The sequence below is a fragment of the Amycolatopsis panacis genome, assembly GCF_003600245.1.
Lineage (GTDB): Bacteria > Actinomycetota > Actinomycetes > Mycobacteriales > Pseudonocardiaceae > Amycolatopsis > Amycolatopsis sulphurea.
On sequence record NZ_QZFV01000115.1, the window covers coordinates 1 to 22621 of the forward strand.

General features: G+C 69.5%; 21 protein-coding genes. 9 read left to right on the forward strand and 12 right to left on the reverse strand.

The features are described from left to right. Positions 1 to 246: 246 nt before the first annotated feature. The 3 genes from D5S19_RS24855 to D5S19_RS24870 all read left to right on the forward strand — a co-directional run bounded on the left by D5S19_RS24855 (position 247) and on the right by D5S19_RS24870 (position 4213). On the forward strand, positions 247 to 1770 hold the full coding sequence (locus D5S19_RS24855) for an ATP-dependent DNA ligase (protein ID WP_120025813.1): 1524 nt from the start codon (positions 247 to 249) through the stop codon (positions 1768 to 1770). Between the two features lie 127 nt (positions 1771 to 1897). After that, positions 1898 to 3196: a S53 family peptidase gene (locus D5S19_RS24860; protein ID WP_233574139.1), complete on the forward strand. Its 1299-nt coding sequence runs from the start codon at positions 1898 to 1900 to the stop codon at positions 3194 to 3196. Between the two features lie 393 nt (positions 3197 to 3589). Further along, positions 3590 to 4213, forward strand: coding sequence for an MBL fold metallo-hydrolase (locus D5S19_RS24870; protein WP_120025814.1), 624 nt, complete (start codon positions 3590 to 3592; stop codon positions 4211 to 4213). A gap of 10 nt (positions 4214 to 4223) precedes the next feature. Here D5S19_RS24870 and D5S19_RS24875 read toward each other — a convergent pair whose 3' ends face one another. Further along, positions 4224 to 4691 (reverse strand): DUF309 domain-containing protein, encoded by a 468-nt coding sequence (locus D5S19_RS24875; protein WP_120025834.1) that lies wholly within the window; start codon positions 4689 to 4691, stop codon positions 4224 to 4226. Between the two features lie 68 nt (positions 4692 to 4759). Between D5S19_RS24875 and guaB1 the strand changes: the two genes are divergently transcribed. Continuing rightward, positions 4760 to 6199 carry a GMP reductase gene (gene guaB1, locus D5S19_RS24880; protein WP_120025815.1) on the forward strand — a complete coding sequence of 480 codons (1440 nt, stop codon included), beginning with the start codon at positions 4760 to 4762 and terminating at the stop codon, positions 6197 to 6199. An 86-nt stretch (positions 6200 to 6285) separates the two neighbouring features. Here the strand turns inward: guaB1 and D5S19_RS24885 are convergent, their stop codons facing one another. After that, the gene (locus D5S19_RS24885) at positions 6286 to 7623 is read right to left on the reverse strand and encodes a PhoH family protein (protein WP_120025816.1); all 1338 of its coding nucleotides are present in this window, start codon (positions 7621 to 7623) and stop codon (positions 6286 to 6288) included. 681 nt (positions 7624 to 8304) lie between these two features. On the opposite strand from D5S19_RS24885, the gene D5S19_RS24890 reads away from it, so the two are divergent. After that, positions 8305 to 8553, forward strand: coding sequence for a hypothetical protein (locus D5S19_RS24890; protein ID WP_120025817.1), 249 nt, complete (start codon positions 8305 to 8307; stop codon positions 8551 to 8553). A gap of 59 nt (positions 8554 to 8612) precedes the next feature. Here D5S19_RS24890 and D5S19_RS24895 read toward each other — a convergent pair whose 3' ends face one another. Further along, the gene (locus D5S19_RS24895; RefSeq protein WP_199730691.1) at positions 8613 to 9389 is read right to left on the reverse strand and encodes an isoprenyl transferase; all 777 of its coding nucleotides are present in this window, start codon (positions 9387 to 9389) and stop codon (positions 8613 to 8615) included. Between the two features lie 87 nt (positions 9390 to 9476). Between D5S19_RS24895 and trhA the strand changes: the two genes are divergently transcribed. Then, positions 9477 to 10151 (forward strand): PAQR family membrane homeostasis protein TrhA, encoded by a 675-nt coding sequence (gene trhA, locus D5S19_RS24900; RefSeq protein WP_199730692.1) that lies wholly within the window; start codon positions 9477 to 9479, stop codon positions 10149 to 10151. Between the two features lie 58 nt (positions 10152 to 10209). Here trhA and D5S19_RS24905 read toward each other — a convergent pair whose 3' ends face one another. The 4 genes from D5S19_RS24905 to mca form a co-directional block, all read right to left on the reverse strand. Beyond that, positions 10210 to 10761 (reverse strand): hypothetical protein, encoded by a 552-nt coding sequence (locus D5S19_RS24905; protein ID WP_120025836.1) that lies wholly within the window; start codon positions 10759 to 10761, stop codon positions 10210 to 10212. A gap of 121 nt (positions 10762 to 10882) precedes the next feature. After that, entirely contained in the window at positions 10883 to 12877 is a 1995-nt protein-coding gene (locus D5S19_RS24910; protein WP_120025819.1) for a thioredoxin domain-containing protein, read from the reverse strand. A gap of 54 nt (positions 12878 to 12931) precedes the next feature. Next, the gene (locus D5S19_RS24915; RefSeq protein ID WP_120025820.1) at positions 12932 to 13279 is read right to left on the reverse strand and encodes a hypothetical protein; all 348 of its coding nucleotides are present in this window, start codon (positions 13277 to 13279) and stop codon (positions 12932 to 12934) included. Further along, positions 13276 to 14190, reverse strand: a complete 915-nt coding sequence (gene mca, locus D5S19_RS24920) for a mycothiol conjugate amidase Mca (protein WP_120025821.1) — start codon at positions 14188 to 14190, stop codon at positions 13276 to 13278. The genes D5S19_RS24915 and mca overlap by 4 nt, the downstream gene beginning before the upstream one ends. A gap of 181 nt (positions 14191 to 14371) precedes the next feature. Between mca and D5S19_RS24925 the strand changes: the two genes are divergently transcribed. From D5S19_RS24925 to D5S19_RS24935, 3 genes are all read left to right on the forward strand, one after another. Then, on the forward strand, positions 14372 to 14830 hold the full coding sequence (locus D5S19_RS24925; protein WP_199730693.1) for a DUF4307 domain-containing protein: 459 nt from the start codon (positions 14372 to 14374) through the stop codon (positions 14828 to 14830). 200 nt (positions 14831 to 15030) lie between these two features. Further along, positions 15031 to 15531 (forward strand): transcription elongation factor GreA, encoded by a 501-nt coding sequence (gene greA, locus D5S19_RS24930; RefSeq protein ID WP_098513320.1) that lies wholly within the window; start codon positions 15031 to 15033, stop codon positions 15529 to 15531. Positions 15532 to 15625: 94 nt separating this feature from the next. Next, entirely contained in the window at positions 15626 to 16438 is an 813-nt protein-coding gene (locus D5S19_RS24935) for an MBL fold metallo-hydrolase (RefSeq protein WP_120025823.1), read from the forward strand. 102 nt (positions 16439 to 16540) lie between these two features. On the opposite strand, the gene D5S19_RS24940 is transcribed toward D5S19_RS24935, so the two are convergent. The 5 genes from D5S19_RS24940 to D5S19_RS24960 form a co-directional block, all read right to left on the reverse strand. Continuing rightward, positions 16541 to 17908, reverse strand: coding sequence for a M1 family metallopeptidase (locus tag D5S19_RS24940; protein WP_199730694.1), 1368 nt, complete (start codon positions 17906 to 17908; stop codon positions 16541 to 16543). A gap of 28 nt (positions 17909 to 17936) precedes the next feature. Continuing rightward, entirely contained in the window at positions 17937 to 19331 is a 1395-nt protein-coding gene (locus D5S19_RS24945; RefSeq protein WP_120025825.1) for a M1 family metallopeptidase, read from the reverse strand. Positions 19332 to 19514: 183 nt separating this feature from the next. Then, on the reverse strand, positions 19515 to 20366 hold the full coding sequence (locus D5S19_RS24950; protein WP_120025826.1) for a class I SAM-dependent methyltransferase: 852 nt from the start codon (positions 20364 to 20366) through the stop codon (positions 19515 to 19517). Then, positions 20363 to 21472, reverse strand: coding sequence for a class I SAM-dependent methyltransferase (locus D5S19_RS24955; RefSeq protein WP_120025827.1), 1110 nt, complete (start codon positions 21470 to 21472; stop codon positions 20363 to 20365). Before D5S19_RS24955 ends, D5S19_RS24950 begins: the two co-directional genes overlap by 4 nt. Then, positions 21469 to 22617 carry a pyridoxal phosphate-dependent aminotransferase gene (locus D5S19_RS24960; protein WP_158605634.1) on the reverse strand — a complete coding sequence of 383 codons (1149 nt, stop codon included), beginning with the start codon at positions 22615 to 22617 and terminating at the stop codon, positions 21469 to 21471. The genes D5S19_RS24955 and D5S19_RS24960 overlap by 4 nt, the downstream gene beginning before the upstream one ends. Between the last annotated feature and the right edge of the window lie 4 nt (positions 22618 to 22621).

A 22621-nucleotide genomic window follows, 5' to 3' on the forward strand; every position in this document is an offset into this window, starting at 1 on the left:
ACCGGCACCAAGAACTGCTGATCACGATCCACCGGACGAAAACCCCTAGCCACACCAGGATTCTCCCGCCACCACAACCCCACACCAAGATCATCACCGGCGGGTCGCTCAAAAACGCAACAGCCTCCTGAGGCCGTGAAGGGTCCCTTCACAGCCTGCGCCGGGAGGGAGTGGAGCTGGACGCGTATTGCACCCGTCCGGACGCTTGAGCCGGTTTTTGTCGGTGCCCGGGGTCATCATGGTCTGGTGCTGCTGACCGACCTCGTCACCGCTTCCGCCGAGCTGGCGGCCACCCGGTCCAGGAAGGCGAAGATCGCCGTACTGGCCGGGGTGCTGCGGGCTGCCTCGGCCGCCGAACTGCCCGCGGTGATCGCCTATCTCACCGGGCAGACCGCGCAGGACCGCCTCGGCGCGGGCTGGCGCACGCTCGCCGACCTCGCCGTCGGCCCGGTGGCCGAGCCCGGTGTCGAAGTGGCCGAGGTGGACGCGGCGCTGTCGGAGGTTGCGGCGGCTGCCGGGGCCGGTTCGGTGAAGCGGCGGGCGGAGGTGCTCGGCGCGTTGTTCGCCCGGCTCACCCGTGCCGAGCAGGAGTTCGTCGTCCGGCTGATCACCGGGGAGCTGCGGCAGGGTGCGCTGGAGGGGGTGATGGTCGAGGCCATCGCGGTCGCCGCGCAGGTGGGGCTCGACCAGGTCCGGCGGGCGTTCATGCTGTCCGGGAAGCTGCCGGTCACCGGGCAGGCGGCGCTGACCGGCGGGGCCGTGGCGCTCGCGCAGTTCCGGCTGGCACTCGGCCGTCCGGTGCGGCCGATGCTGGCCACGCCCGCGGAATCGCTGGAAGAGGCCGTCGCCGAGCACGCCCACGCGCTGATCGAGTACAAAATGGACGGTGCCAGGATCCAGGTGCACCGCGAGGGCACGCGGGTCCACGTGTACACGCGCACCTTGCGGGAAATCACGTCCAGTGTGGACGAGCTGGTCGAGCTGGTGCGGGCGCTGCCGTGCGAATCCGTGGTGCTGGACGGGGAAACGCTCGCGCTCAGCGACGACGGCAGGCCGCGGCCGTTCCAGGAGACGATGAGCCGGTTCGGCAGCACCCGCGAGGAACAGGTGCGGGCTTTGCTGCTGCGGCCGTACTTCTTCGACTGCCTGCATCTCGACGGTGTGGACCTGCTGGACGCGCCGCTGTCCGAGCGCAACGCGGCGCTGCGGCGGGTCGCCGGTCCGCATGTGATCCCGGGTGAGCTGGGCCCGGCCGATCCGGTCGCGGTACTCGACGCGGCGATGGCGGCCGGGCATGAAGGAGTGATGATCAAGGACCTGGACTCCGGTTACGCGGCCGGGCGGCGCGGACGGGCCTGGCTCAAGGTGAAACCGGTGCACACCATCGATCTGGTGGTGCTCGCCGCGGAGTGGGGGCACGGGCGGCGCACCGGCAAGCTGTCCAATCTGCACCTCGGCGCGCGGGACCCGGACGGCGGGCCGCCGATCATGGTGGGCAAGACGTTCAAAGGCCTCACCGACGAGCTGCTGGCCTGGCAGACCGAGCGGTTCCAGGAGATCGAGACGCACCGCGACCGCTGGACCGTGCACGTCCGGCCGGAGCTGGTGGTGGAGATCGAGCTGGACGGCGCTCAGGTGAGCACGCGGTACCCGGGCGGGCTGGCGTTGCGGTTCGCGCGCGTCGTGCGCTACCGCCCAGACAAGGAACCCGCCGAGGCGGACACCCTGGACACGGTGCGCTCGCTGCTGCGCGGCGATCGCGCGGAATGACCGCAATCCGGGCAATTCTCCGGGATCGGCGCCGATTCCGGGAAAATGCCCGACGAAAGTCGATGTCGTCGCACCGGCCGGTTGGCCGAGAGTAGGAGGAGGCTTTTCCGGCGAAGGGGAGACGAGCATGACGTTGCGGGTTCGGCCCGTGGTCCGCGGGTTCCGCCGGCCGATGATCCTGCTGGCGGGGGTGGCGCTGGCCGGCACCTCACTCGCCGCGGCAGCGAACGCCGCACCGCCGAAACCGCCCGCCCAGCACCACTTCTCCGCCGCGGCGAAGTCGTTCGCCGGCGCCACCACCGTGCCGGACCGGGTCGCCAAGCTCGAAGCCGCGATGTCCGCGCTGCCCAAGGAAAGCACGGCGTATCAGGCCACGAAGCTGTGGAACGAAGGCATCACCGGCGCGGGCAGCACGGTGGCCACGCTCGTCTCGTTCGGCGACGACAAGGTCAAGGAAGTACTCGACCAGTACTCGCAGAAGCACGGCCTGCCCCCGGCGAACGTCGAGATACTGCAGCCTTCCGGCCCGGTGCCGGCCTGCACCGACCCCGGTGTGAACACCTCGGAATGCCAGTCGTGGGGCGGGGAAACCGACCTCGACGTCACCATGATGCACGCGATGGCGCCGAACGCGAAGATCGTCGTCGCGGCCACTCCCATCGCCGAGACGCAGGGCTTCACCGGGTTGCCGGAAATGATGCACGCGGTGGATTACCTTACCCAGCACCGGATCGCCGACGTGATCTCGATGAGCTTCGGCACCACCGAGGAGAACTTCCCCTCGTTCTCCTCGATCAAGACGCTGGACCCGGCGCTGGACCGGGCGAGCCGCGCGGGCGTCACGATGGTCGCCTCGTCCGGCGACGACGGCCCGACCGGTGCTTACCTGCAAGGCCCTGGCAACTACCCGTATCGCGTGGCCAGCTGGCCGGCCGGCGATCCGCGAGTCACCACTCTCGGCGGAACCCAGCTGCACCTGGATGCGAAGGGCAACCGCACGAAGCCGGACGACCTGGTGACCGCCGAGAAAAACGGCTTCAGTGAAGGCGCGGGTCTGTCCAAGGCGTACGCGCGGCCGTCCTGGCAGAACGGCGTCAAGGAGATCACCGGCAGCAAGATGCGCTCCTTCCCGGACATCAGCATGGAAGGTGTGCAGGGCACCTCGCAGTCGGCGCCGCTGTTCGCGGGCGTGCTGGCGCTGGCCGTGCAGGCCAATCACGGGCGGCTCGGCCAGATCAACCCGGCGCTGTACACGAAGCTGGGCCCGTCCGGCACCGCCTCGGGCGTCATCGACGTGACCGAAGGCGACAACAGCCAGGACGGCGTGGTCGGATTCAAGGCCGCACAAGGGTTCGACATCGCCAGCGGCTGGGGCACCGTGGACGCTTCGGTGTTCGTCCCGGCGCTGGTGAAAGCCCTGCACTGAAAGGTCAATCGCCGATGACCCCGTCGCCGGCGGGCCGTGGACCAGTGTCCGGCCCGCCGGTGACGACCCCACGATCAGCTGCGGACACCGACGCTCCGCACGCACGGCCACACCGGACAGCAACCGGGCAGGCAACCTTGTGTCCACAGTGTACGGACGACCGAGCCCGATCACGTCCACCGCACCCGAATCCAACCCCTCGACCATCCCGACCGTAGCCAGTCACCAGAAACCCGGCGCCACAACGCAGATTCAGCGGTTCGGCCAGCAGTTCCCGGGCGACTGTCATCGGTGATCCCGTCGCCGAGGATAACTTACCCCAAGTAAGTCTACTTGGAAGTAGACAGTGACGGCAGGTCGGCAGGACGCCCAGTGGCCGTTAGGGTCTGCGCTATGACGGCGATAGTGCAGAACTTGGTCACGTCGGGCGTATTCGAACTCGACGGCGGCACCTGGGACGTGGACAACAATGTCTGGATCATCGGCGACGACACCGAGGTGATCGTGCTCGACGCGGCCCACGACGCGGATGCCATCGCGGACGTGGTCGGCGACCGCACGGTCCGCGCCATCGTGTGCACCCACGCACACAACGACCACGTCAACGCCGCCCCCGAGCTGGCACAGCGCACCGGCGCACCGATCCTGCTGCACCCCGCCGACCGCGTCGTCTGGGACCTCACCCACCCGGAGCGTGCCCCGGACGGCGACCTGGCCGACGGCCAGCGGATCACTGTCGCCGGCACCGACCTAACCGTGCTGCACACCCCCGGCCACGCCCCCGGCGCGATCTGCTTGCACAGCCCCGACCTCGGCGTCCTGTTCACCGGCGACACGCTGTTCCGCGGCGGACCCGGCGCCACCGGCCGCTCCTACTCCGACTACCCGACCATCGTGAAGTCCATCCGGGAACGCCTGTTCTCCCTCCCCGACGACACGATCGTCCGCACCGGTCACGGTGAGGGCACCACGATCGGCGCGGAGAAGGCGGCTTCGAGCGGCTGGCCGGAGGCCTGAGACAGCCCCCCTAGCGAGTCAGCCGAGGGCTGGCAGGCTCGGCCCGAACCCGGTCCTTCACCTCCACGACCAGCGCCCGCGCCCAGGTCAACAGGCCGGGCACGTCGATCCCGTGCGGAGGGGCGTCGCGGTACGGCGCGATGTTCTCCGCGCCGCGTTCGAGGAGCGCAGCCGCGCCGTTGCCGTTGCCGCGCAAGGCATGTGTCATGCCCACCGCCAGTTGGGCCAGACCGCGCCACAGCTCGCGTTCGGGGCCGTCGGTCGCCTTCCACGCGTCCTCGAAGACCTCGTGCGCGTGGAACGGGCGGCCGGCGTCGAGGAGCTGCTGCGCCTCGGTCAGGGTCTGCTGCGGCGTGCGCAGCACACCCTCTGGCTGCCGGGCCACGCCCTCCACCCCGTAGGGCAGGGGCCGGCCGAGGCCGTCGCGCGGGCGGGCGTTGCGCGCACGGCCCGTCTCGTCGCGGTCGCGGCTGTTCACGGCACCCATTCTCCCATGGTCCGCGCTGGGCTCGCGTCGCGCGCAGGAGGCACGTAACCTGGGAAATCGTGCGCTTTCTGGATGGGCACGTGCCCGCTCACGACCTGACCTACGACGACGTGTTCCTGCTGCCGAACCGTTCGGACGTCGAGTCCCGGTTCGACGTCGACTTGTCCACTGTGGACGGCACCGGTGGGACGATCCCCGTGGTAGTGGCGAACATGACCGCCGTCGCCGGGCGGCGTATGGCCGAGACGGTCGCCCGCCGCGGTGGGCTGGTGGTGCTGCCGCAGGACGTGGACACGGCGGCGGTCACCGAGATCGTCGCGTGGGTGAAGAGCCGGCACGCGGTGTGGGACACGCCGCTGGTGCTGACCGGCGGCGATGCCGTGGCGGACGCGCTCAACCTCGTGCACAAGCGGGCGCACGGCGCGGTCGTGATCGTCGACCGTGACGGCAAGCCGGTGGGCATCGTCGACGAAGCAGCCTGCGCAGGCGTCGACCGCTTCGCGCGACTGGCCGACGTCGCCGAGCCCGCCATGGTCGCCGTGCCGCTCGCCACGCCGCCTCGGGAAGTCTTCGAGCAACTGCACGCACACGGCGCCCGGCTTGCACTGGGTCTCGATGCCGATGGCCGCCTCGCCGGCGTGCTGACCGGCGTCGGCGCGTTACGCGCGGACATCTACACCCCGGCCGCCGACGCCGAAGGCCGGCTGCGCGTCGCTGCCGCCATCGGGGTGAACGGCGACGTCGCGAGCAAGGCCGAAGCGGTGCTGGCGGCCGGCATCGACGTCCTGGTGGTCGACACCGCGCACGGGCACCAGGAGAAGATGATCGCCGCGTTGAAGGCGGTCCGGTCGGTGTCACCGAAGGTCCCGGTGGTGGCGGGGAATGTGGTCACCGCCGAGGGCACCCGCGACCTGATCCAGGCCGGCGCCGACGTGGTCAAGGTCGGCGTCGGCCCCGGCGCGATGTGCACCACACGCATGATGACCGGCGTCGGCCGCCCGCAGTTCTCCGCCGTCGCCGAGTGCGCAGCCGCCGCCGGCGAACTGGGCAAACACGTCTGGGCCGACGGTGGCGTCCGGCACCCACGCGACGTCGCGCTGGCACTCGCCGCAGGCGCCTCCGCGGCCATGGTCGGCTCCTGGTTCGCCGGCACCCATGAATCCCCCGGCGACCTGCGCTATGACGAACAGGGCCGCCCGTACAAGGAATCGTTCGGCATGGCGTCGAAGCGCGCCGTCGGCGCCCGTACCCGCACGGACAACGTATTCGACCGGGCACGGAAGGGGTTGTTCGAGGAGGGCATCTCGTCGTCCCGCATGGCCCTCGACCCGACCCGGCCCGGCGTGGAGGACCTCCTCGACTCGATCTGCTCGGGCGTGCGTTCCTCCTGCACCTACGCCGGCGCTCGAACCCTGGAGGAATTTCACGCGCGCGCGGTGCTGGGAGTCCAGTCCGCCGCCGGCTTCGCCGAAGGCCGCCCCCTCCCCTCCGGCTGGTAACCCCCGGGGAAAGGCTGTGAAGGGACCCTTTACGGACTCTGAGTCCGTAAAGGGTCCCTTCACAGCTTTACGTCAGCTGAGAGGACTCAGCCGTGGTCTTCGAGCATTTCGGTGACGAGGGCGGCGATCGGCGAGCGTTCGGAGCGGGTCAGGGTCACGTGTGCGAACAGCGGGTGTCCCTTCAGCTTCTCGATCACCGCCGAGACGCCGTCGTGGCGGCCGACGCGGAGGTTGTCGCGCTGGGCCACATCGTGGGTGAGGACGACGCGGGACGCGGTGCCGAGCCGGGAAAGCACCGTCAGCAGCACATTGCGTTCCAGGGACTGGGCCTCGTCCACGATCACGAACGAATCGTGCAGTGAGCGTCCGCGGATGTGGGTCAGCGGGAGGACCTCCAGCATGCCGCGGTCGAACACCTCGTCCAGCACGTCCTGGCTGACCAGCGCGCCCAGGGTGTCGAACACGGCCTGTGCCCACGGCTGCATCTTCTCGCTCTCGGAACCGGGCAGGTACCCCAGTTCCTGCCCCCCGACCGCGTAGACCGGGCGGAACACCACGACCTTGCGGTGCTGCTGGCGTTCCATCACCGACTCCAGACCCGCGCACAGCGCGAGCGCCGACTTCCCCGTGCCGGCCCGGCCGCCGAGGGAGACGATGCCGATGTCGGAGTCGAGCAGCAGGTCCAGTGCCACGCGCTGTTCGGCCGAACGGCCGTGCAGGCCGAATGCCTCGCGGTCGCCGCGGACCAGCCGGGCGCGCTTGTCCGCGGTGATCCGGGCGAGTGCGCTGGAGCTGCCCGCGAGCAGCCGCAGCCCGGTGTGACAGGGCAGCTCACCCAGCTCGGCGAGGCCGAACTCGGCCGGGTCCACCGAACCGCCCGCGAACAGCGCGTCGATCAGCTCCTGCGGCGCGTCCGAGTCCGCCATGCCGGTCCAGCCCGAGGGGGTGACCTCCTGCGCGCGGTACTCGTCCGCGACGAGACCGACCGAACCGGCCTTGACCCGCAGCGGGATGTCCTTGGTCACCAGGGTGACCGACGCACGCTCGGTGGCCAGGTTGAGGGCGCACGCGAGAATGCGGTGGTCGTTGGAGTCGGTCCGGAAACCCACCGGGAGCACCGACGGGTCCGTGTGGTTCAGCTCCACCTGGAGCGTGCCGCCCTCCTCCCCGACCGGGACCGGGGCGTCCAGCCGGCCGTGCCGGCGGCGCAGGTCGTCGAGCAGGCGGAGCGACTCCCGGGCGAACCAGCCCAGCTCCGGGTGGTGGCGCTTGGCCTCCAGTTCACTGATGACGACCAGGGGCAGCACCACGGCGTGTTCGGCGAACCGGGTGACCGCCCACGGGTCGGACAGCAGCACCGACGTGTCCAGCACATAGGTGCAGCGCGGGGATTCGGGCGAGATCGAGGCTTTCTCCGGCGCCATGGCGCCGGTCGAAGAACGGCCAGAGGCCTTGCGGGGTGAACGCTGCGCAGTCACGACGGCATCTCCCTCGAGGGCGTGTGCACCCCACGCCCGCACTCGCTGGGCCGGGCACCTCCCCGGCGGTCCGCACTCCCCGACGCCGGATGCGTCAGGGCACGCGGCCACGGGGGCCGGGTGCCGGCCCCCTCGTGCATCGTGTGGACGGCTTCGCCGCCCCCTCGATCAACGCCACGACCAGGGCCTCCCGCGAGAACCCGCACGGAACGCGGGCCCTCACCTCCGGAAGGTACCCACGTCCGGCGGATCGTGCAGGCAGCCACACAGGTGATTCGCCTATTCGTCATCTCACCGTCGGTGGGCCGACACTCACCGCGAGCGATCGGCACCCAGTGTGATCAGGTGGCTCGATCGAGAGGTAACGCATTGGCGTGAATTCAGAGAAATGCTCACCGTGCGCATAAAAATTTCCGGGAAACTGCTTGTACCACGAGACCGCCCGGACTGCATTTCCCACACGGGGGAGTGAACCGGACCGGGTGAAACCCCACGGTCAGGCCTCACACAATGGGGGCACGGGACATTCACGGTCGACGGTATCCGGGTAATTTTCTGACCGCGGGACGTATCCACCGGAACGCTCGGAGTCCCGGATCCAGTTATCTCAACCAAGGAGTGTGCGAAGTGCTGAAGAAGGCTGGAATCGTCGCCGGTGCCGCCGCGGGTCTGCTGATGATCGGCGGCACGGCGTTCGCCTCGCCGATTCATACGACCGGCACCCCCGACCCCACGTTCGGTGACGCGTACGCCACCTTCATCGAGGGCGGCGGCGCACTGGGCTACGGCGCCGCCTCGCTGGTCGCGGGCGCCTACACCGGTATCGCCACGACGCCGGCCCTGATCCTCCACTCGCTGGAGCACCACGGCCACTGACCGGTAAACCCCGGTCCGGAAGGGCCCCGGAGCCACGCTCCGGGGCCCTTGGCCGTGTCTCAGGCGCCGAACCGGCGATGCCGCCAGGCGTAGTCACGCATCGCGCGCAGGAAGTCGACCCGCCGGAAGGCCGGCCAATAGGCCTCGGTGAACCAGAATTCCGAATGCGCCGACTGCCACAGCAGGAATCCGGAAAGCCGTTGTTCACCGGAAGTTCGGATGATCAGGTCCGGATCCGGCTGGCCGGAGGTGTACAGATGCTCGGAGATGTGGTCGACGTCGAGGATTTTCGCCAGCTCGCGAATCGAGGTGCCCTCGTCGGCATGCTGCAGCAGCAGCTTGCGCACGGCGTCGGCGATCTCCTGCCGCCCGCCGTAACCGACCGCGATGTTCACCTCCATCCCCACACGGTCCGAAGTACGTTCTGCCGCTTCGGTGAGTTTCTTCGCCACTTCGACCGGCAGCAGGTCGAGCGCGCCGACAATGCGTAACCGCCAGGGCACACCGGGTTCCGACAGGTTGTCGGTGACATCGGTAATGATTTTCAGCAGCGGCGTGAGTTCGTCCGGATCGCGGTTGAGGTTGTCGGTGGACAGCAGCCACATCGTGACGACCTCGACCTCGGCCTCCCGGCACCAGCTGAGGAAGGCGGAGATCTTCTTCGCCCCCGCACGATGGCCGTCGGCCACGTTGGCGAACCCCGCCTCTCGCGCCCACCTGCGGTTTCCGTCGAGCATGATGGCGATGTGCCGCGGATGCTTGCCGCCCGCCTGTTGGATCAGGCGGCGACCGTAGATGCTGTACACGACGTCGGACAGGAAAGACCGAAGGCTCACGTCGGCTGAGCGTACGCACCCCCGGCAGCCGAGTGTGACGCACCACGGGGGCTGGCGAAAAACCTACGGTCCCGTAGCCTGGGTCCGGTGAGTGTGACGACCGAACCCCCATCAGTCCCCGCCGACACCCGGCCGCGACTGCGCGGCCACATCCACTCGTGGTCCTTCTTCGGCGCAGTCGCCGCCGCCGCCGCATTGATCAGCCTCGCCGCCTCGACCGTGTCCGCCGTCGCCGCGCTCGCGACATCGGTGTACGGGCTGACCGTGCTCGGCGTATTCGGGGTGAGCGCGCTTTACCACCGGCGGCTGTGGAGCCCGCGCGCGTACAAGTGGATGAAGCGCGCCGATCATTCGATGATCTTTTTGTTCATCGCCGGCACTTACACGCCGTTCACGCTGCTGGCCATGCCCAAGCCGACCGGGTACGTGGTGCTGGGCATCGTCTGGGGCGGGGCAGCCCTGGGCGTGACGATGAAGATGCTGTGGCCACACGCGCCGCGCTGGCTCGGGGTGCCGATTTACATCGCCTTGGGCTGGGTTGCGGTCTTCGTGCTTCCGGAGCTGGAGCGGAATGCCGGAGTTGCCGCGTTGGTGCTGCTGTGCGTCGGGGGACTGTTTTATACGATGGGGGCGGTTTTTTACGCGGTCAAATGGCCTAATCATTGGCCGGAGACCTTTGGGTATCACGAGTTTTTTCACGCCTGCACGGTGCTGGCGGCGGCTTCGCATTACGTCGCGATCTGGCTGGCGATGTACGCGTAGGTATGGACTTGGGGTGCGAGCGCGATTCCCCACGCCCGCACCACCGTCCGAACCGGCCTCAGCCGAGGTCCGGCCCCTTCGCCCGCAGATCGTCCACCTTGGTCAGTGCCTCCCGCAGCTCGGCCAGCCACGTGTCCGCGTGTTCGCCCACCGTGCGGACCGCCCAGGCCAGCGCCTCGGAGCGGGAGCGGGCCACGCCCGCGTCGACCAGGGTGTCCAGCACCAGCCGCTCCGGCTGCCGCAAGCGCGTCATCACCGGGGCGGACAGCGTGGTGAACAACACCTTCGTCCCGCCGATCCGCGCGCCCCAGGCCACTTTGCGCTGGTAGCGGTGCTCGGCCTGCCTGGCGATGTCGATGCGCTCGTCCCGGGTCTCTTCGCGGAACCGGCTGATCCGGCCGTCCTCCGCCGCCGCACGCGCCGCATCGTCGGAGTATTCGCCGGTCGGCGCCGGCAGCTCACCCACCACCACGATCTCGTCGCGGTCGACGGTGACCTCGGGGTCACCGGTGAACCAGCCTTCCGGCAGCCGCCCGCCGAACCACGCGGCCGCGTCGTCCGCCGGTGGGATCTCGCTCTGCTGCCGCCGGCCTGCCCAGTCTCGCCTCATCCGTGCCACCGCCTCGAAATGCCTGAACATGCTGCTCGCCTCCGCGATTACATGATTACATCGCTTCCCAAGTTACGCCGGATCACCGGTCCGGCGGACCGTGTTCACCAGGGGCGGAATCTCAGAGCTGCGCGATCAGTTCGCCAGCCGTCGTCACCGGCCGCGCGCACACGTACCCGCGGCAGACGTACGCAGCCGCGCGGCCATCGACGAGTGGACGGTCGGCGAGAAGCGGCACACCGGGCTCGTCCGGAGCACCGCCGAGCACGATCCCGCCGCCGTGCACGTTCCGCGCCGCCGTCGAGAGCAGCGCACCGCCGTCGTCACCGACAACGGCAATCTGCACCGGTCCCGACTGCGCCGCTTCGGCCACGGACAGCCAGTGCCCCGCGAAGCGCGGTACACGCGCCGCGAGCAGCCCGACGCGACGCAACGCGGCTTCAGCGGCTTCCCGGTATCCAGCAGCCTTCTCCGGACCGGCCAACGCGGACGCAGTGAGCAACGCACCGGCCAGCGCCGAGGCACCCGACGGGCTCGCGTTGTCGGTCGGATCGGACGGCCGCTGCACCAAGGCTTCGGCATCGTCCGCAGTGTCGTAGTACGCGCCCGGCGCCTTCTCCGACGCGAACCGGGCGAGCGCGACGTCCAACAGCCCGGTCGCGTCTGCGAGCCAACGCGGTTCACCGGTCGCCTGGTGCAGGCTGAGCAGACCGTCGGCAAGGCAGGCGTAGTCCTCAAGCACTCCGGTGGGCGAGCCGACCACACCGTCCCGCGAAGTCCGCCGGAGCCGGCCGTCGACCACGTGCACGTCGAGCAGCAGCTGGGCCGCGGCCCGCGCCAGCTCGATCCACTGCGGCCGATCCAACGCCAAACCCGCCTCGGCGAGCGCGCCGATCGCAAGGCCGTTCCAGGCCGCCACCACCTTGTCGTCCCGAGCCGGCTGCGGCCGGGTCGCGGGGACGGCGAGCAGCGCTTGCCGTACGCGTTCGAAGCGTGCGGAATCGTCGGGGTCCGCTCTCAACTGCAACGTGGAGGCCCCGTTCTCGAACGTGCCCGAAGCCGTGACGCTGAACAGCTCGGCCGCCCACGCACCGTCCTCGTCGCCGAGCACTTCGTGCAGCTGCTCCGGCGTCCACACGTAGGTCAGCCCTTCGACACCTTCGGTGTCCGCGTCGAGCGAAGCCGCGAAGCCGCCCTGCGCGGTGCGAAGGTCGGCCTCCAGGAAACGAACGATCGCATCGGCGACGCGCAGCGCGGAGACCGAGCCTCGCCGCGCGAGGTGCGCGTAGCAGCGGAGAAGCAAAGCGTTGTCGTACAACATCTTCTCGAAGTGCGGGACGATCCACTTGGCGTCGACGGAGTACCGCGCGAAACCACCGGCCAGCTGATCGTGGATACCGCCGCGCGCCATCGCTTCGGTGGCCGCTTCGGCCAGCACGAGGGCACCGGCCGAACCGGTGCGTTCGTGATGGCGCAGCAGGAACTCCAGCACCATCGACGGCGGGAACTTCGGCGCGGTGCCGAATCCGCCGTGCACCGGGTCTGCTTCTTCGCCCAGCTTCGCGACGGCATCGACCAGTACCGCGCCGTCCACGAGCGATTCCTGGAGCGGCCCGCTCTGCTCGGCAAGGTGATCGACGATCTGCTTGGCGCCGGCCCGCAGGTCTTCCGGCCGCTCCTCCCACGCCTCCGTGACCGCGACGAGCAGCTGACGGAAGGAGGGCATACCCGGGCGCGGCGTCGCCGGGTAATAGGTGCCACAGTGGAAAGGCTCGCCGTCGGGCGTCAGGAAGCAGGTCATCGGCCAGCCGCCTTGCCCGGTCATCGCCTGCGTCGCGGCCATGTACACCGCGTCGATGTCCGGCCGTTCCTCGCGGTCGACCTTGATGTTGACGAAGTGCGCGTTCATCAGCGCCGCGGTGCCCTCGTCTTCGAAGGACTCGTGCGCCATGACGTGACACCAGTGACAGGCGGCGTACCCGACCGACAGCAGGATCGGCACGCCGCGCCTCCGCGCCTCGGCCAGCGCCTCATTACCCCACTCCCGCCACTCGACCGGATTACCGGCGTGCTGGAGGAGATACGGGCTGGTCGCGGTGGACAGGTAGTTGCGCACTCCCCCACCGTAAGGGCCGCACCGGGCCGGGGCGAACACTCGCCGAGGTGAGGGTCAGTCGGCCTTCCTGCCCGCGGTCGCGTCCTTCTCCGGTGTGCCGGCCTCGGCCTCCTGCTGTTGGGCTGGCGTTTCGGCCTGGTCCACCTCGGGAGCGGGGTCCGCCGCGGGGGTCTCGTCCGCCGGATCGAAGCTGGCCGGTACCCGCTTGAGGTGCTTGGTCATCGAGCGGATCAGGAACGCGACCGCGACCAGGAACAGGATCAGCAACAGCAGGCCGACCGGGGAGGACTTGCCGAAGTCCTCCCCCTGCCCGCCGTTGTCCCCGTTGCCCGGCTGCTGGGCCAGTACCACGGCCGACGCCGTGAGCGGGAGGACCGCCGCGGCCGGCACACCGAAACTCATGGGCTCACCTTCTCCTTGATGCCTGCGAACAGATCGTCCTCCGGCAGCGTGCTGTCCACCAGGGAGCGGTTGAGCTCATACTCCTCGGTCGGCCACACCTTCCGCTGGACCTCCAGGGGCAAGGCGAACCAGCGGCTGTCCGGGTCGATCTGCGTGGCGTGCGCCTTCAGCGCCTCGTCCCGCACCTCGAAGTATTCCCCGCACTCGACCTGCGTGGTCACCCGCTCCATCACATCCGGGCGGCCGGCGTCCCACCTCGCCAGCCACTCGGTGAACGGCGACTCCATCCCCGCGTCGAGCATGGCCTGATGGAACAGCTCCATCCGGCGCTTGGAGAAGCCGTGCCCGTAGTACAGCTTGAGCGGCTGCCAGGGTTCACCGGCGTCCGGGAAACGGTCCGGGTCGCCCACCGCATCGAACGCGGCCACAGACACCTCGTGCGTGCGGATGTGATCCGGGTGCGGGTACCCGCCGTTCTCGTCGTAGGTGGTGATCACGTGCGGGCGGAACTCGCGGATGACCCGCACCAGTGCCTCGGTGGACTCCTCCAGCGGGGTCAGCGCGAAGCAGCCCGCCGGCAGCGGGGGCAGCGGATCGCCCTCGGGCAGGCCGGAGTCCACGAACCCCAGCCAGCGGTGCTGCACACCGAGGATCTTGGCCGCGCGGGCCATCTCCTCGCGGCGGATCTCGGTGATGTTCGCCAGCACCTCGGGCCGGTCCATCGCCGGGTTGAGGATGCTGCCCGCCTCACCGCCGGTGCAGGTCACGACCATCACGTCGTGTCCTTCGGCCACGTAGCGGGCCATCGTCGCGGCGCCCTTGCTCGACTCGTCGTCGGGGTGCGCGTGCACCGCCATCAGACGCAGTCCGGGCTTGCGGTCTTCTGTCGTCAGCTCGTCGGCTCCCACCATGGTCCGAACGGCCCTTTCCTGGTCCATTATTCCGTCCTGACCGGCATTCCCGCGGTTGGCCGCCCCCGGCTCCACGCCGCCGGAGCGGGTCGCGGATACTCGATGCGTGGACGTGGTGCCGCTTCGCCGGCCCCGCCCATTGTCCTCAGGGGTACGACCAGTCCGACCGGAGGCCCGGGTTTTGCAGAGCGGGGATGCCGTGACCACCGAGAGTGACGCCGATCCGGCGCCGCTCGCGGACCGGTACGGCACGGCTCGCCTGCCGCGCCGGAACCGGCGCAGGTGGGTCTGGCTGTTCGGCGCGATCGCCGTGCTGACCGGCTTCGGAGTCGCCTGGATCGCCTACGTCAACCTGGGGCAGACCCCGATCGAAGCGGAGCGGGTGGCCTTCGAGGAGCGGCCCGGCGACGCGATGCAGATCACCATCAACGTCACGCGCGACGACCCGGACAAACCCGGGGTGTGCGTCGTGCGGGTCCGCGATCGCTCCGGAGCCGAGAGCGGGCGCAAGGAGGTTCTGGTCCCCGCCGGGGCCGGGCACAGCAGGCTGAGCACGGTGGTGAAGAGCATCGGGAGGCCGGTGACCGCCGACGTGTACGGCTGCTCCTATTCGATACCACGTTATCTGTCAACCCCGTAGCGGCCAACGGGGTGAAATGCGCGGCGAGCGTCCGCGCCGCGTGGGAATCGACCGGCGTCGACCTGTCACGCCGTGATACGCTGGTACACCAGCACGGCCCGGCGCGGGCCGTGTTTTTCCTTTATCCCCACCCGCGCGGGTCCCGATGGCACACGCGGTGGCCGGCTTGCACACCCAAGCCTGGCAAGCCCTACGAGGAGATGGTGACCGTGAGCGACACCAAGGTGACCTGGCTGACCCAGGATGCCTACGACCGGCTCAAGCACGAGCTCGACGAAATGATCGAGAATCGTCCGGTCATCGCCGCACGCATCAACGACAGCCGGGAAGAGGGCGACCTCAAGGAGAACGGCGGCTACCACGCGGCCCGCGAGGAGCAGGGCCAGGCCGAGGCGCGGATCCGGCACCTGCAGGAGCTGCTGCGCAACGCGAAGGTCGGCGAGGCGGCCGACGACGACGGCACGGCCGGTCCGGGCAAGGTGCTCACCGTCAAATACGACGGGGACGACGAGGAGGAGAAGTTCCTGCTCGCCACCCGTGAAGAGGGCGCCGAGGGTTCGCTCGACGTGTACTCCCCGGAGTCGCCGCTGGGCAAGGCCCTGCTCGGCGCCAAGGAGGGCGAGTCGCGCGAGTACGAGCTGCCCAACGGCAAGACCATGAAGGTCACCCTGGTCAAGGCCGTGCCCTACAGCGAAGCCTGACCTCCCCCGCGTACTGCCGCCCGGCCGGGTTCTCCCCGGCCGGGCTTTGCGCGGTTTAGCGTGGTTTCCTCCGACGAGGACCGGGAGGACGACCATGAGCACCGAACCCGTCTGCGTGGCGTGCGGCATGCAGTACCCCGCGCCACGCACCGCCTGCCCGATCTGCGAGGACGAGCGGCAGTACGTACTCCCGGGCGGCCAGCAGTGGACCGACCTCGCGACGCTGCGTGCGAGCGGTGACCGGCGGGCCCGCGTCGAGGAGCAGGGTCCGGGCGTCCTCGGCGTCGGTTCGGAGCCCGGCTTCGCCATCGGCCAGCGCGCCCTGCTGGTGCGGACCGGCAGCGGCAACTTCCTCTGGGACTGCGCGGCCTATCTCGACGATGAGCTGGTCACCCGGATCACCGAGCTGGGCGGCATCACCGGGATCGCGATCAGCCACCCGCACTACTACACGACCATGGTCGACTGGGCACACGCCTTCGACGTGCCGATCCACCTGCACGAGGCCGACCGCCAGTGGATCGGCCGCCCGGACCCGGCGATCCGCCTGTGGTCCGGCACGACCTTCGACGTGACCGGCGAGCTTCGGCTGATCAACCTGGGCGTGCACTTCGCCGGCGGAACCGTCCTGCACTGGCCCGGCGGAGAGAACGGCCGCGGCGCCCTGCTGTCCGGCGACATCGTGCAGGTGATCCCGGACCGTACGCACGTGGGGTTCATGTACAGCTACCCGAATCTGATCCCGGAACGACCTAGCGTCGTACGCCGTGCTGCGGAGTTGCTTGAGCCGTACGCGTTCGACGCCATCTACGGCGCTTGGTGGGACGCCATCGTGCGTACGGACGGCCATGCGGTCGTACAGCGGTCGGCGAAGCGGTACCTCACGTATGTACAGGAGACGGTTTAGCGCCGCCATTCGACCCCCAGCCCAGAGGACGCGGAAGCCCTGGCCGGAGCACACGGCGACGCATTCTGGCGCGAAGAGACGAGCGCGCCCTCCTGACCGTAGTCACGCCTTCAGCGGGCCTGGGTGGAGATAGGGGTCCGGAGGAATGACCGAGCTGTGCGCCCACGCCTGGAAGAACCCACGCAGGTCCTTGCCTGACTGCTGCGCGGCGAGCTTCTCGAAGTCGAGCCAGGACGCGTTCCCATACCGGTACTTCGCTTGCCAGGCCTTCAGGGTCGCGAAGAAGATGTCGTCGCCGACGGTCCGCCGCAGTGCGTGCAGCATGAGCGGACCCCGGTCGTACAACGCGGCGTCGAGCGGGTGCTCCTTGCCGGGGTCGTAGAGGTGCACCGACCAGAACGCGGCGTCATTCTTGTGCTCCGCGACGGACTCGCGATAGTTCTTGTCGAGGTCCGCGCCGTCGCGGTGTTCGTCCCAGAGTTGACCGGCGTACTGCGCGAAACACTCGGCGATGCAGCCGTCTCGCCAGTCCGAAAAGGACACGCTGTCGCCGAACCACTGGTGAGCGAGCTCGTGCACCGCCGACACGTCGTAGAAGGCACCGGCGTAGGTCGGACGCGTCTGGGTTTCCAGCGCGACGCTGCCGTCGGACCTCTCCGGGGCGACGACGATCGAACCGGCTGAGCTGAACGGGTACGGGCCGAACTTCGACGACAGGAAGCCGAGGATGTCCGGCACGAGATTCTCGGAGTCCGGCAGGATCGAGGTGTTCTGGCCGTAGGCATGGATGACCGGGGTGCCGTCGCCGAGTTTCGAGGTGCGCACGGTGAACTTGTCCACAGCCATCGTCGTCGCGTACGACGCGATGGGCCGGTCTTCGTTCCACCGGTAGGTCGTCTTCCCATCCCGGGACGTGACCGGCCCCGGGAGGCCGTTCCCGACGACGCTCCACGCGCTGGGCACCGTGGCTTCCAGGTGCAGGGCCGCCTTCTTCGAGGGATGGTCGTTGACCGGGAACCATGCGGTCGCCGAGTGCGGTTCGCCGGTCACGTTGACGCCGCCGCCCTTGAGCCGGTGCCAGCTCCTGCCCGTCGGGGCGCCGGAGTAGCGGACTCGCACCGTCAACGGAGATCCTTTGTGGACAGTCTGTGCCGGGGTGATGACCAGCTTGTGTGCCCCGGAACGGGCTACGGCCTTGGCGGGAGATCCGTTGACGAGCACGGATGACACGGTGAATCCCTCGAGATCGAGGTCGAACCGGTCGAGATCCTGTTTCGCCTCGGCGAACACGGTGGTGTCGCCGGCGAACGACTCCGGCGTGGCCGGATCCAGTGACACGCCGACGTCGTAGCGGGAGACGGTGTAGCCGCCGTCACCGTCCTGCGGGAAGTAGGGGTCGCCGGCGCCGGCGCTCCCGGCCGAAGCGGTCCCCGCCCCCGCTGCTGCGAGGCAGCACACCGCCGTCGACACGATCGTGATTTTCCTCCACATGGGACTTTCAGCCTCTCAGTGTTCCGGGGTACAGGTACTGATCCGAGGGGATGGTCGTGCTGTAGGCCCACGCCTGGAAGAAGCCGCGGAGATCCTGGCCGGAGTTCCGCCGCGCGAGCTGCTCGAAATCGGTGAAAGCCGCGTTCCCGTAGCGATGTTCGCGTGGCCAGTCCTTCAGGACGCGGAAGAACGCGGCGTCACCGATCGTGCGCCGCAACGCGTGTAACATCAGCGGGCCGACGGTGTAGGAGCCGCCGTAGAGTTCCTTGCCCGGATCGGCGAGCGGGGACTGCCAGAACTCTGGGTCGGCCTTGGCCGCCGCGACCTTCTGCCGGTACTCGGCGTCGAGATCGTGTCCCTCCTTGGCCTCGTTCCACAACCATTCGGTGTACGTGGCGAAGCATTCCTTGAGGCAGACGTCCCGCCACGACCGGACCGAGACGGAGTTGCCGTACCACTGGTGCGCGAGTTCGTGGACGATCGTGGTGAAGTCCTTCGCCGCGATCCCGCCCGGGTAGACGGGCCGCTGCTGTAACTCGAAGCCGCCGCCGGAATCGCCGGGGTAGAAGATGCCGCCGACCGAGGAGAACGGATACGGGCCGAACTTCGAGACCAGGAAGTCCATCACCTCGGGAAGCCGCCGTCCGAACGGCTCAGCCGATTCGGCGCCGGGCGCGTAGGCGTCGACCACCGGGGTGCCGTCGGCGAGTTTCGAGGTCCGCACGGTGAACTTGTCGATGACGAGCCCGGTGAGATACGAGGCGACGGGACGGTTTTCGGTCCATCCGAAGGTCTTCTTGCCGTTGCGCACGATCGGTGTCTCCGGTGCGCCGTTGGCGAGGACGCTCCAGCCCGCGTCGGGCACCGTGACGGCGACATGGAAGGTCGCCTTGTCCGACGGATGGTCGTTGACCGGATACCAGCCCGACGCCGTGTGCGGTTCGCCGAAGACGTGCACCGCGCCCTGGTCGCTCGCGGTCGACCAGGCGACCCCGGGTCTCCCGGAGTACCTGACCCGCACGGCGAATCGCTTGCCCCGCGCGAGGGGCTGTCCTGGCGTGATGACCAGCTCGTGTTTCGGTGCGCGACGGACCGCTGCCGGGACACCGTCGACGGTGACGCTGTCGACCGTGAACCCCTCGAGGTCGAGGTCGAACTGGGACAGATCCTGCGTTGCGACGGCATCGACCGTGGTGTCGCCGACGAGGAAGTCGGGTTTCGCGGGGTCGTAGTCGAGCTTCACGTCGTAGTGGGAAACGCGGTAGCCGCCGTTGCCGTCCTGCGGGTAGAGCGGGTCGCCGATGCCGTCGGAGCCGGGGCTCGGCGCGGCCGACGCGGTGCCCAGGCCGAGAAGCAGCGCCGAGCCGGTGACGAGGGCGGGAATCCATGAGCTGTTCAGCACGCGATCAGCATGCTCGGCGATTGTGCGAATACTGTAAGCGACTGGTCAGCGTCTTATGCCCGTAACTGTGGTCCACGGGCTCCGCGTCCCCTTGCCCGGCGTTGCCCGCGCGCCCGATGTGCCTCGGCCAGCCAGCCGGTGGGACGGGGACGGAACTCGCCTCTCACGGTTCCGGCGTCGGGATCAGCGGACGAGTGCGACCACCGCCATCGAGGTCGCCCACCAATACGTGCAGTCCTCGGGCGGGAGGAGCCCCTCGACGACGCCGATCTCCACGCTGGTGAAGTGGCGCAGCACGATGCGCTGGTGCTCGCGGCTCAACGAGTCGATCTCGTTGGTGTAGTAGGTGAGCACCCCGCCTGGGCGGAGGTGGCGCGCGCCGGCGGGCAGAAAGTGCTCGGCGTAGAACGTGTCCTCGACGTTGTGCGCGAGCGCCTCCTCCTCGGAGGTCGGGTACGTGTCGAAGAAGATGCCGTCGAACTGCCCGAGTTCGTCGATGCGGTCCTGCCAGCGTCCTTCGACGATCGTGATCGTCTGGTCCGGGCGCTCGGCGGCCCAGGCGCGGGCTCTCTCGGCGACGTGGCTGTTCGCCTCGATGACCGTGTAGCTGCGCACACCCTCGGCAAGGATGGCGGTGGCCGAGATGCCCATCCCGAAGCCGAGTTCGAGAACATCGCCGTGCGTGCGCGTGGCGATGGCGGCCATCCGGTGCATCAGCGGGCGTTCCCACGCCTGCATCACCTCTTGCCCCGCGATGATCAGCTCGTCCTCGTCGAGGTTCTCCTGCGCGCTCGTCCAGTCGTCGGTGCGGTACTGGTCGAAGGACGAGTCGCGCTGCGGCGGCCGGCGCTCGGCGGCGGCGTGCAAAGCGTTCAGGTCGACCGCTCCCTCGTGCAGGATTTGGTCGATCTCCTTGCTCCGCCGCCACGGTTCGAGGTTGCGCAGAAAGTCCGTCGAGCGGATCGAGGAGGTCAGCGCGACGGGGCCGTGATGGACGGCCCGGTTGGTGATCGGCTCCTCGGCCTGGCCGGTCATGCCTGAGCGCTCCCGTCGGTCGTGGGCGTCGACGCGCCTGGGCGGGCGCGGCGCAGCAGCATTCCCGGCAGGAGGCCGGTCGAATCGATGTCGGGATCGGGGTCGGCATCGACCACGCACTCCAGTCCGGCGCGGTCGAACAGGGCCGACCAGGCCGCGACATCCATCAGCCGCTGCTCGGTGATGGCATGGATGAGGTAGTACGGGTTGTAGAACGCCCGGCCCAGGCCCGCACGCAGTCGCGGATCGTCGGGCTGGTGGTCGACCTCCAGGACGAGCCACCACACGTCGTCACGGTCCGCCGTCACAGTGGACAGCAGCTCGACGACGGCGTCCTCGCCGTCCTGCTCCAGCACCTCTTGCAGCACGAATGCGGCCAGATACACCACCGGGCCCTCGGGCGGGGGCTCGACCGACGGCGCGTCGAGCGCACCGCCCTGCTGGATGCGCATTCGATCACGGAAATCCGGTTCGGCGGCGGTGGCACGGGCGAGCGCCACGCCGGCGGGGTCGGGCTCGAGACCTACGCCACGCAGACCGGGACGGCGGCGGGCCAGCTCGGCGAGGAACCGGCCGTCGCCGCAGCCGCAGTCGATCACGGTGACGGGCGTGTCTCGCGCCGGCCCGGTGACCGTCTCCAGAATCCGGTCGGCGAGCGGAACCGCGTCGAACATGCTCATCCCGCAGGCCCCGGCGCCGACCTCGCCCCCGTTGCGACCAGCCCAGTCGGCATCGGCGGCGAGAGTAGGCCCGAGCGCGGCGAAAGTCTGCGCATAGCCGCCGACAAGCAGCTGGTACCAGGGCCGGAACACGGCGGCCTCCGCGCCCGGCGCCCCGAGCGACCAGCCACCGTCCTGTTCGACGACATAGCCTTCGTTGCGCAGGTAGTGCAGGTAGCCCAGCAGCCGGTCGGGCGCGAACGAGTGCCTGGCGGCGAGATCGTCGAGGCTCGCGCCTGGTGTGTCGGCCAGCGTGTCGGCCAAGCCGGTGTCGAGCAGGGCGTACACGGCGTGGGCCAGTGCCAGGTGGCGCAGCGGTTCGATGGCCGCGACGAGGCGGTCCTCGGTCCGGCCGCCGTCGCGGGATCGGTCACCGATCATCGTCATCGGATACTTCCTCCAAGCTCGGTGAGCGTCGTCGGCTCGGCGCTCTCGGCGTCGAGCGCGGAGCTGAATTGGGCCAGTGCCTCCTCGTCGCCGAGGCTGACCCGCAGCCAGCCCGGCAGCCCGAGTACGTCGCCGTCGCTGATCCAGACCCCGCGCGCGGCCAGGCGGGCAACCAGGGCGCTGGTGGCCGCGGTATCGGCGCCGCGAGCCAGCACGTAGTTCGCGTCGGTGGTGCGGACGTCCGACAGCAGCGGGCAATCGCGCAGGACGGCCGCGAAGCGTGGCCGCATCATGCGGATGTAGGCCCGTAGCGCCCGCCGGTGCGCGAGGTCTGCGAGCGAGCCGTCGAGTGCGTGCAGGGCCACCGTGTCGACGGTGTAGGCCCGCTGCCGGTCCCGCAGCCGCGTCGTCAACTCGGGCGCGGCGACGAGCGCTCCGACCCGCAGCCCGGCCAGCCCGTGGCTCTTGGAGAAGCTGTGGAACACGGCCAGCCGCCCCGCCGCCATCGCCTCGGCGACGACCGTCCGGTCGATACCGGGTGCCAGCACCGCTTCGGCGATGGACCGCCCGGCCGCGGCCGGATCGACGGGGAACGACTCGGCGAACTCGGCATAGGTCGCGTCGAGGCACACCAGCGCGGCTCGGCGGATCACCTCCGTGACCCAAACCGGGTCGAAGAAGCTTCCCGTCGGGTTGTGCGGTTGAGCGAGGAAGACGGGTCCGGCACCGGTGAGTTCCCCGGGCGCGCACCGCGGCTCCCACGCCGCGTCGAGCGTGATCGTCCGGGGCGTGACCCCCAGCGCCCGCGCCCGGTCGGGATAACCGAAAAACCCCGGCAACACCGACCAGGCCTCGCTCGCCCCCACCATCAGGAGATCGGCGGCCTCGTCGACCCCGTTGGTGAGCAGGACACATTCCGGGGGCACCCCGAGGTCGGCGGCGACCCGGCCGGTCACCGCCTCGACGAGGCCGCGCGGATAGCGGTGCAGCTGCCGCGCGTGCGCGCAGACGCGGGCCACCGCGACCGGGGACGGTCCGAGTGGGCTCTCGTTCCAGTCGAGCAGGGCGGCCCCACCATCAACGGGCGGTGTCGGACCGCCGCCCCCCTGTCGGTAGCCGCTGCTGTCCGTAGTCGGTTCCGGCACCTGC

Coding starts and splice junctions, on each gene's coding strand:
- D5S19_RS24915 (WP_120025820.1), bottom strand. CDS start 13,279: ATGAGTTTCGGTGTGCCGGCCGCGGCGGTCCTCCCGCTCACGGCGTCG.
- D5S19_RS24935 (WP_120025823.1), top strand. CDS start 15,626: ATGAGCACCGAACCCGTCTGCGTGGCGTGCGGCATGCAGTACCCCGCG.
- D5S19_RS24885 (WP_120025816.1), bottom strand. CDS start 7,623: ATGGCGCCGGAGAAAGCCTCGATCTCGCCCGAATCCCCGCGCTGCACC.
- D5S19_RS24950 (WP_120025826.1), bottom strand. CDS start 20,366: ATGACCGGCCAGGCCGAGGAGCCGATCACCAACCGGGCCGTCCATCAC.
- D5S19_RS24955 (WP_120025827.1), bottom strand. CDS start 21,472: ATGACGATGATCGGTGACCGATCCCGCGACGGCGGCCGGACCGAGGAC.
- D5S19_RS24905 (WP_120025836.1), bottom strand. CDS start 10,761: ATGAGGCGAGACTGGGCAGGCCGGCGGCAGCAGAGCGAGATCCCACCG.
- mca (WP_120025821.1), bottom strand. CDS start 14,190: ATGGTGGGAGCCGACGAGCTGACGACAGAAGACCGCAAGCCCGGACTG.
- D5S19_RS24860 (WP_233574139.1), top strand. CDS start 1,898: ATGACGTTGCGGGTTCGGCCCGTGGTCCGCGGGTTCCGCCGGCCGATG.
- D5S19_RS24870 (WP_120025814.1), top strand. CDS start 3,590: ATGACGGCGATAGTGCAGAACTTGGTCACGTCGGGCGTATTCGAACTC.
- greA (WP_098513320.1), top strand. CDS start 15,031: ATGGTGACCGTGAGCGACACCAAGGTGACCTGGCTGACCCAGGATGCC.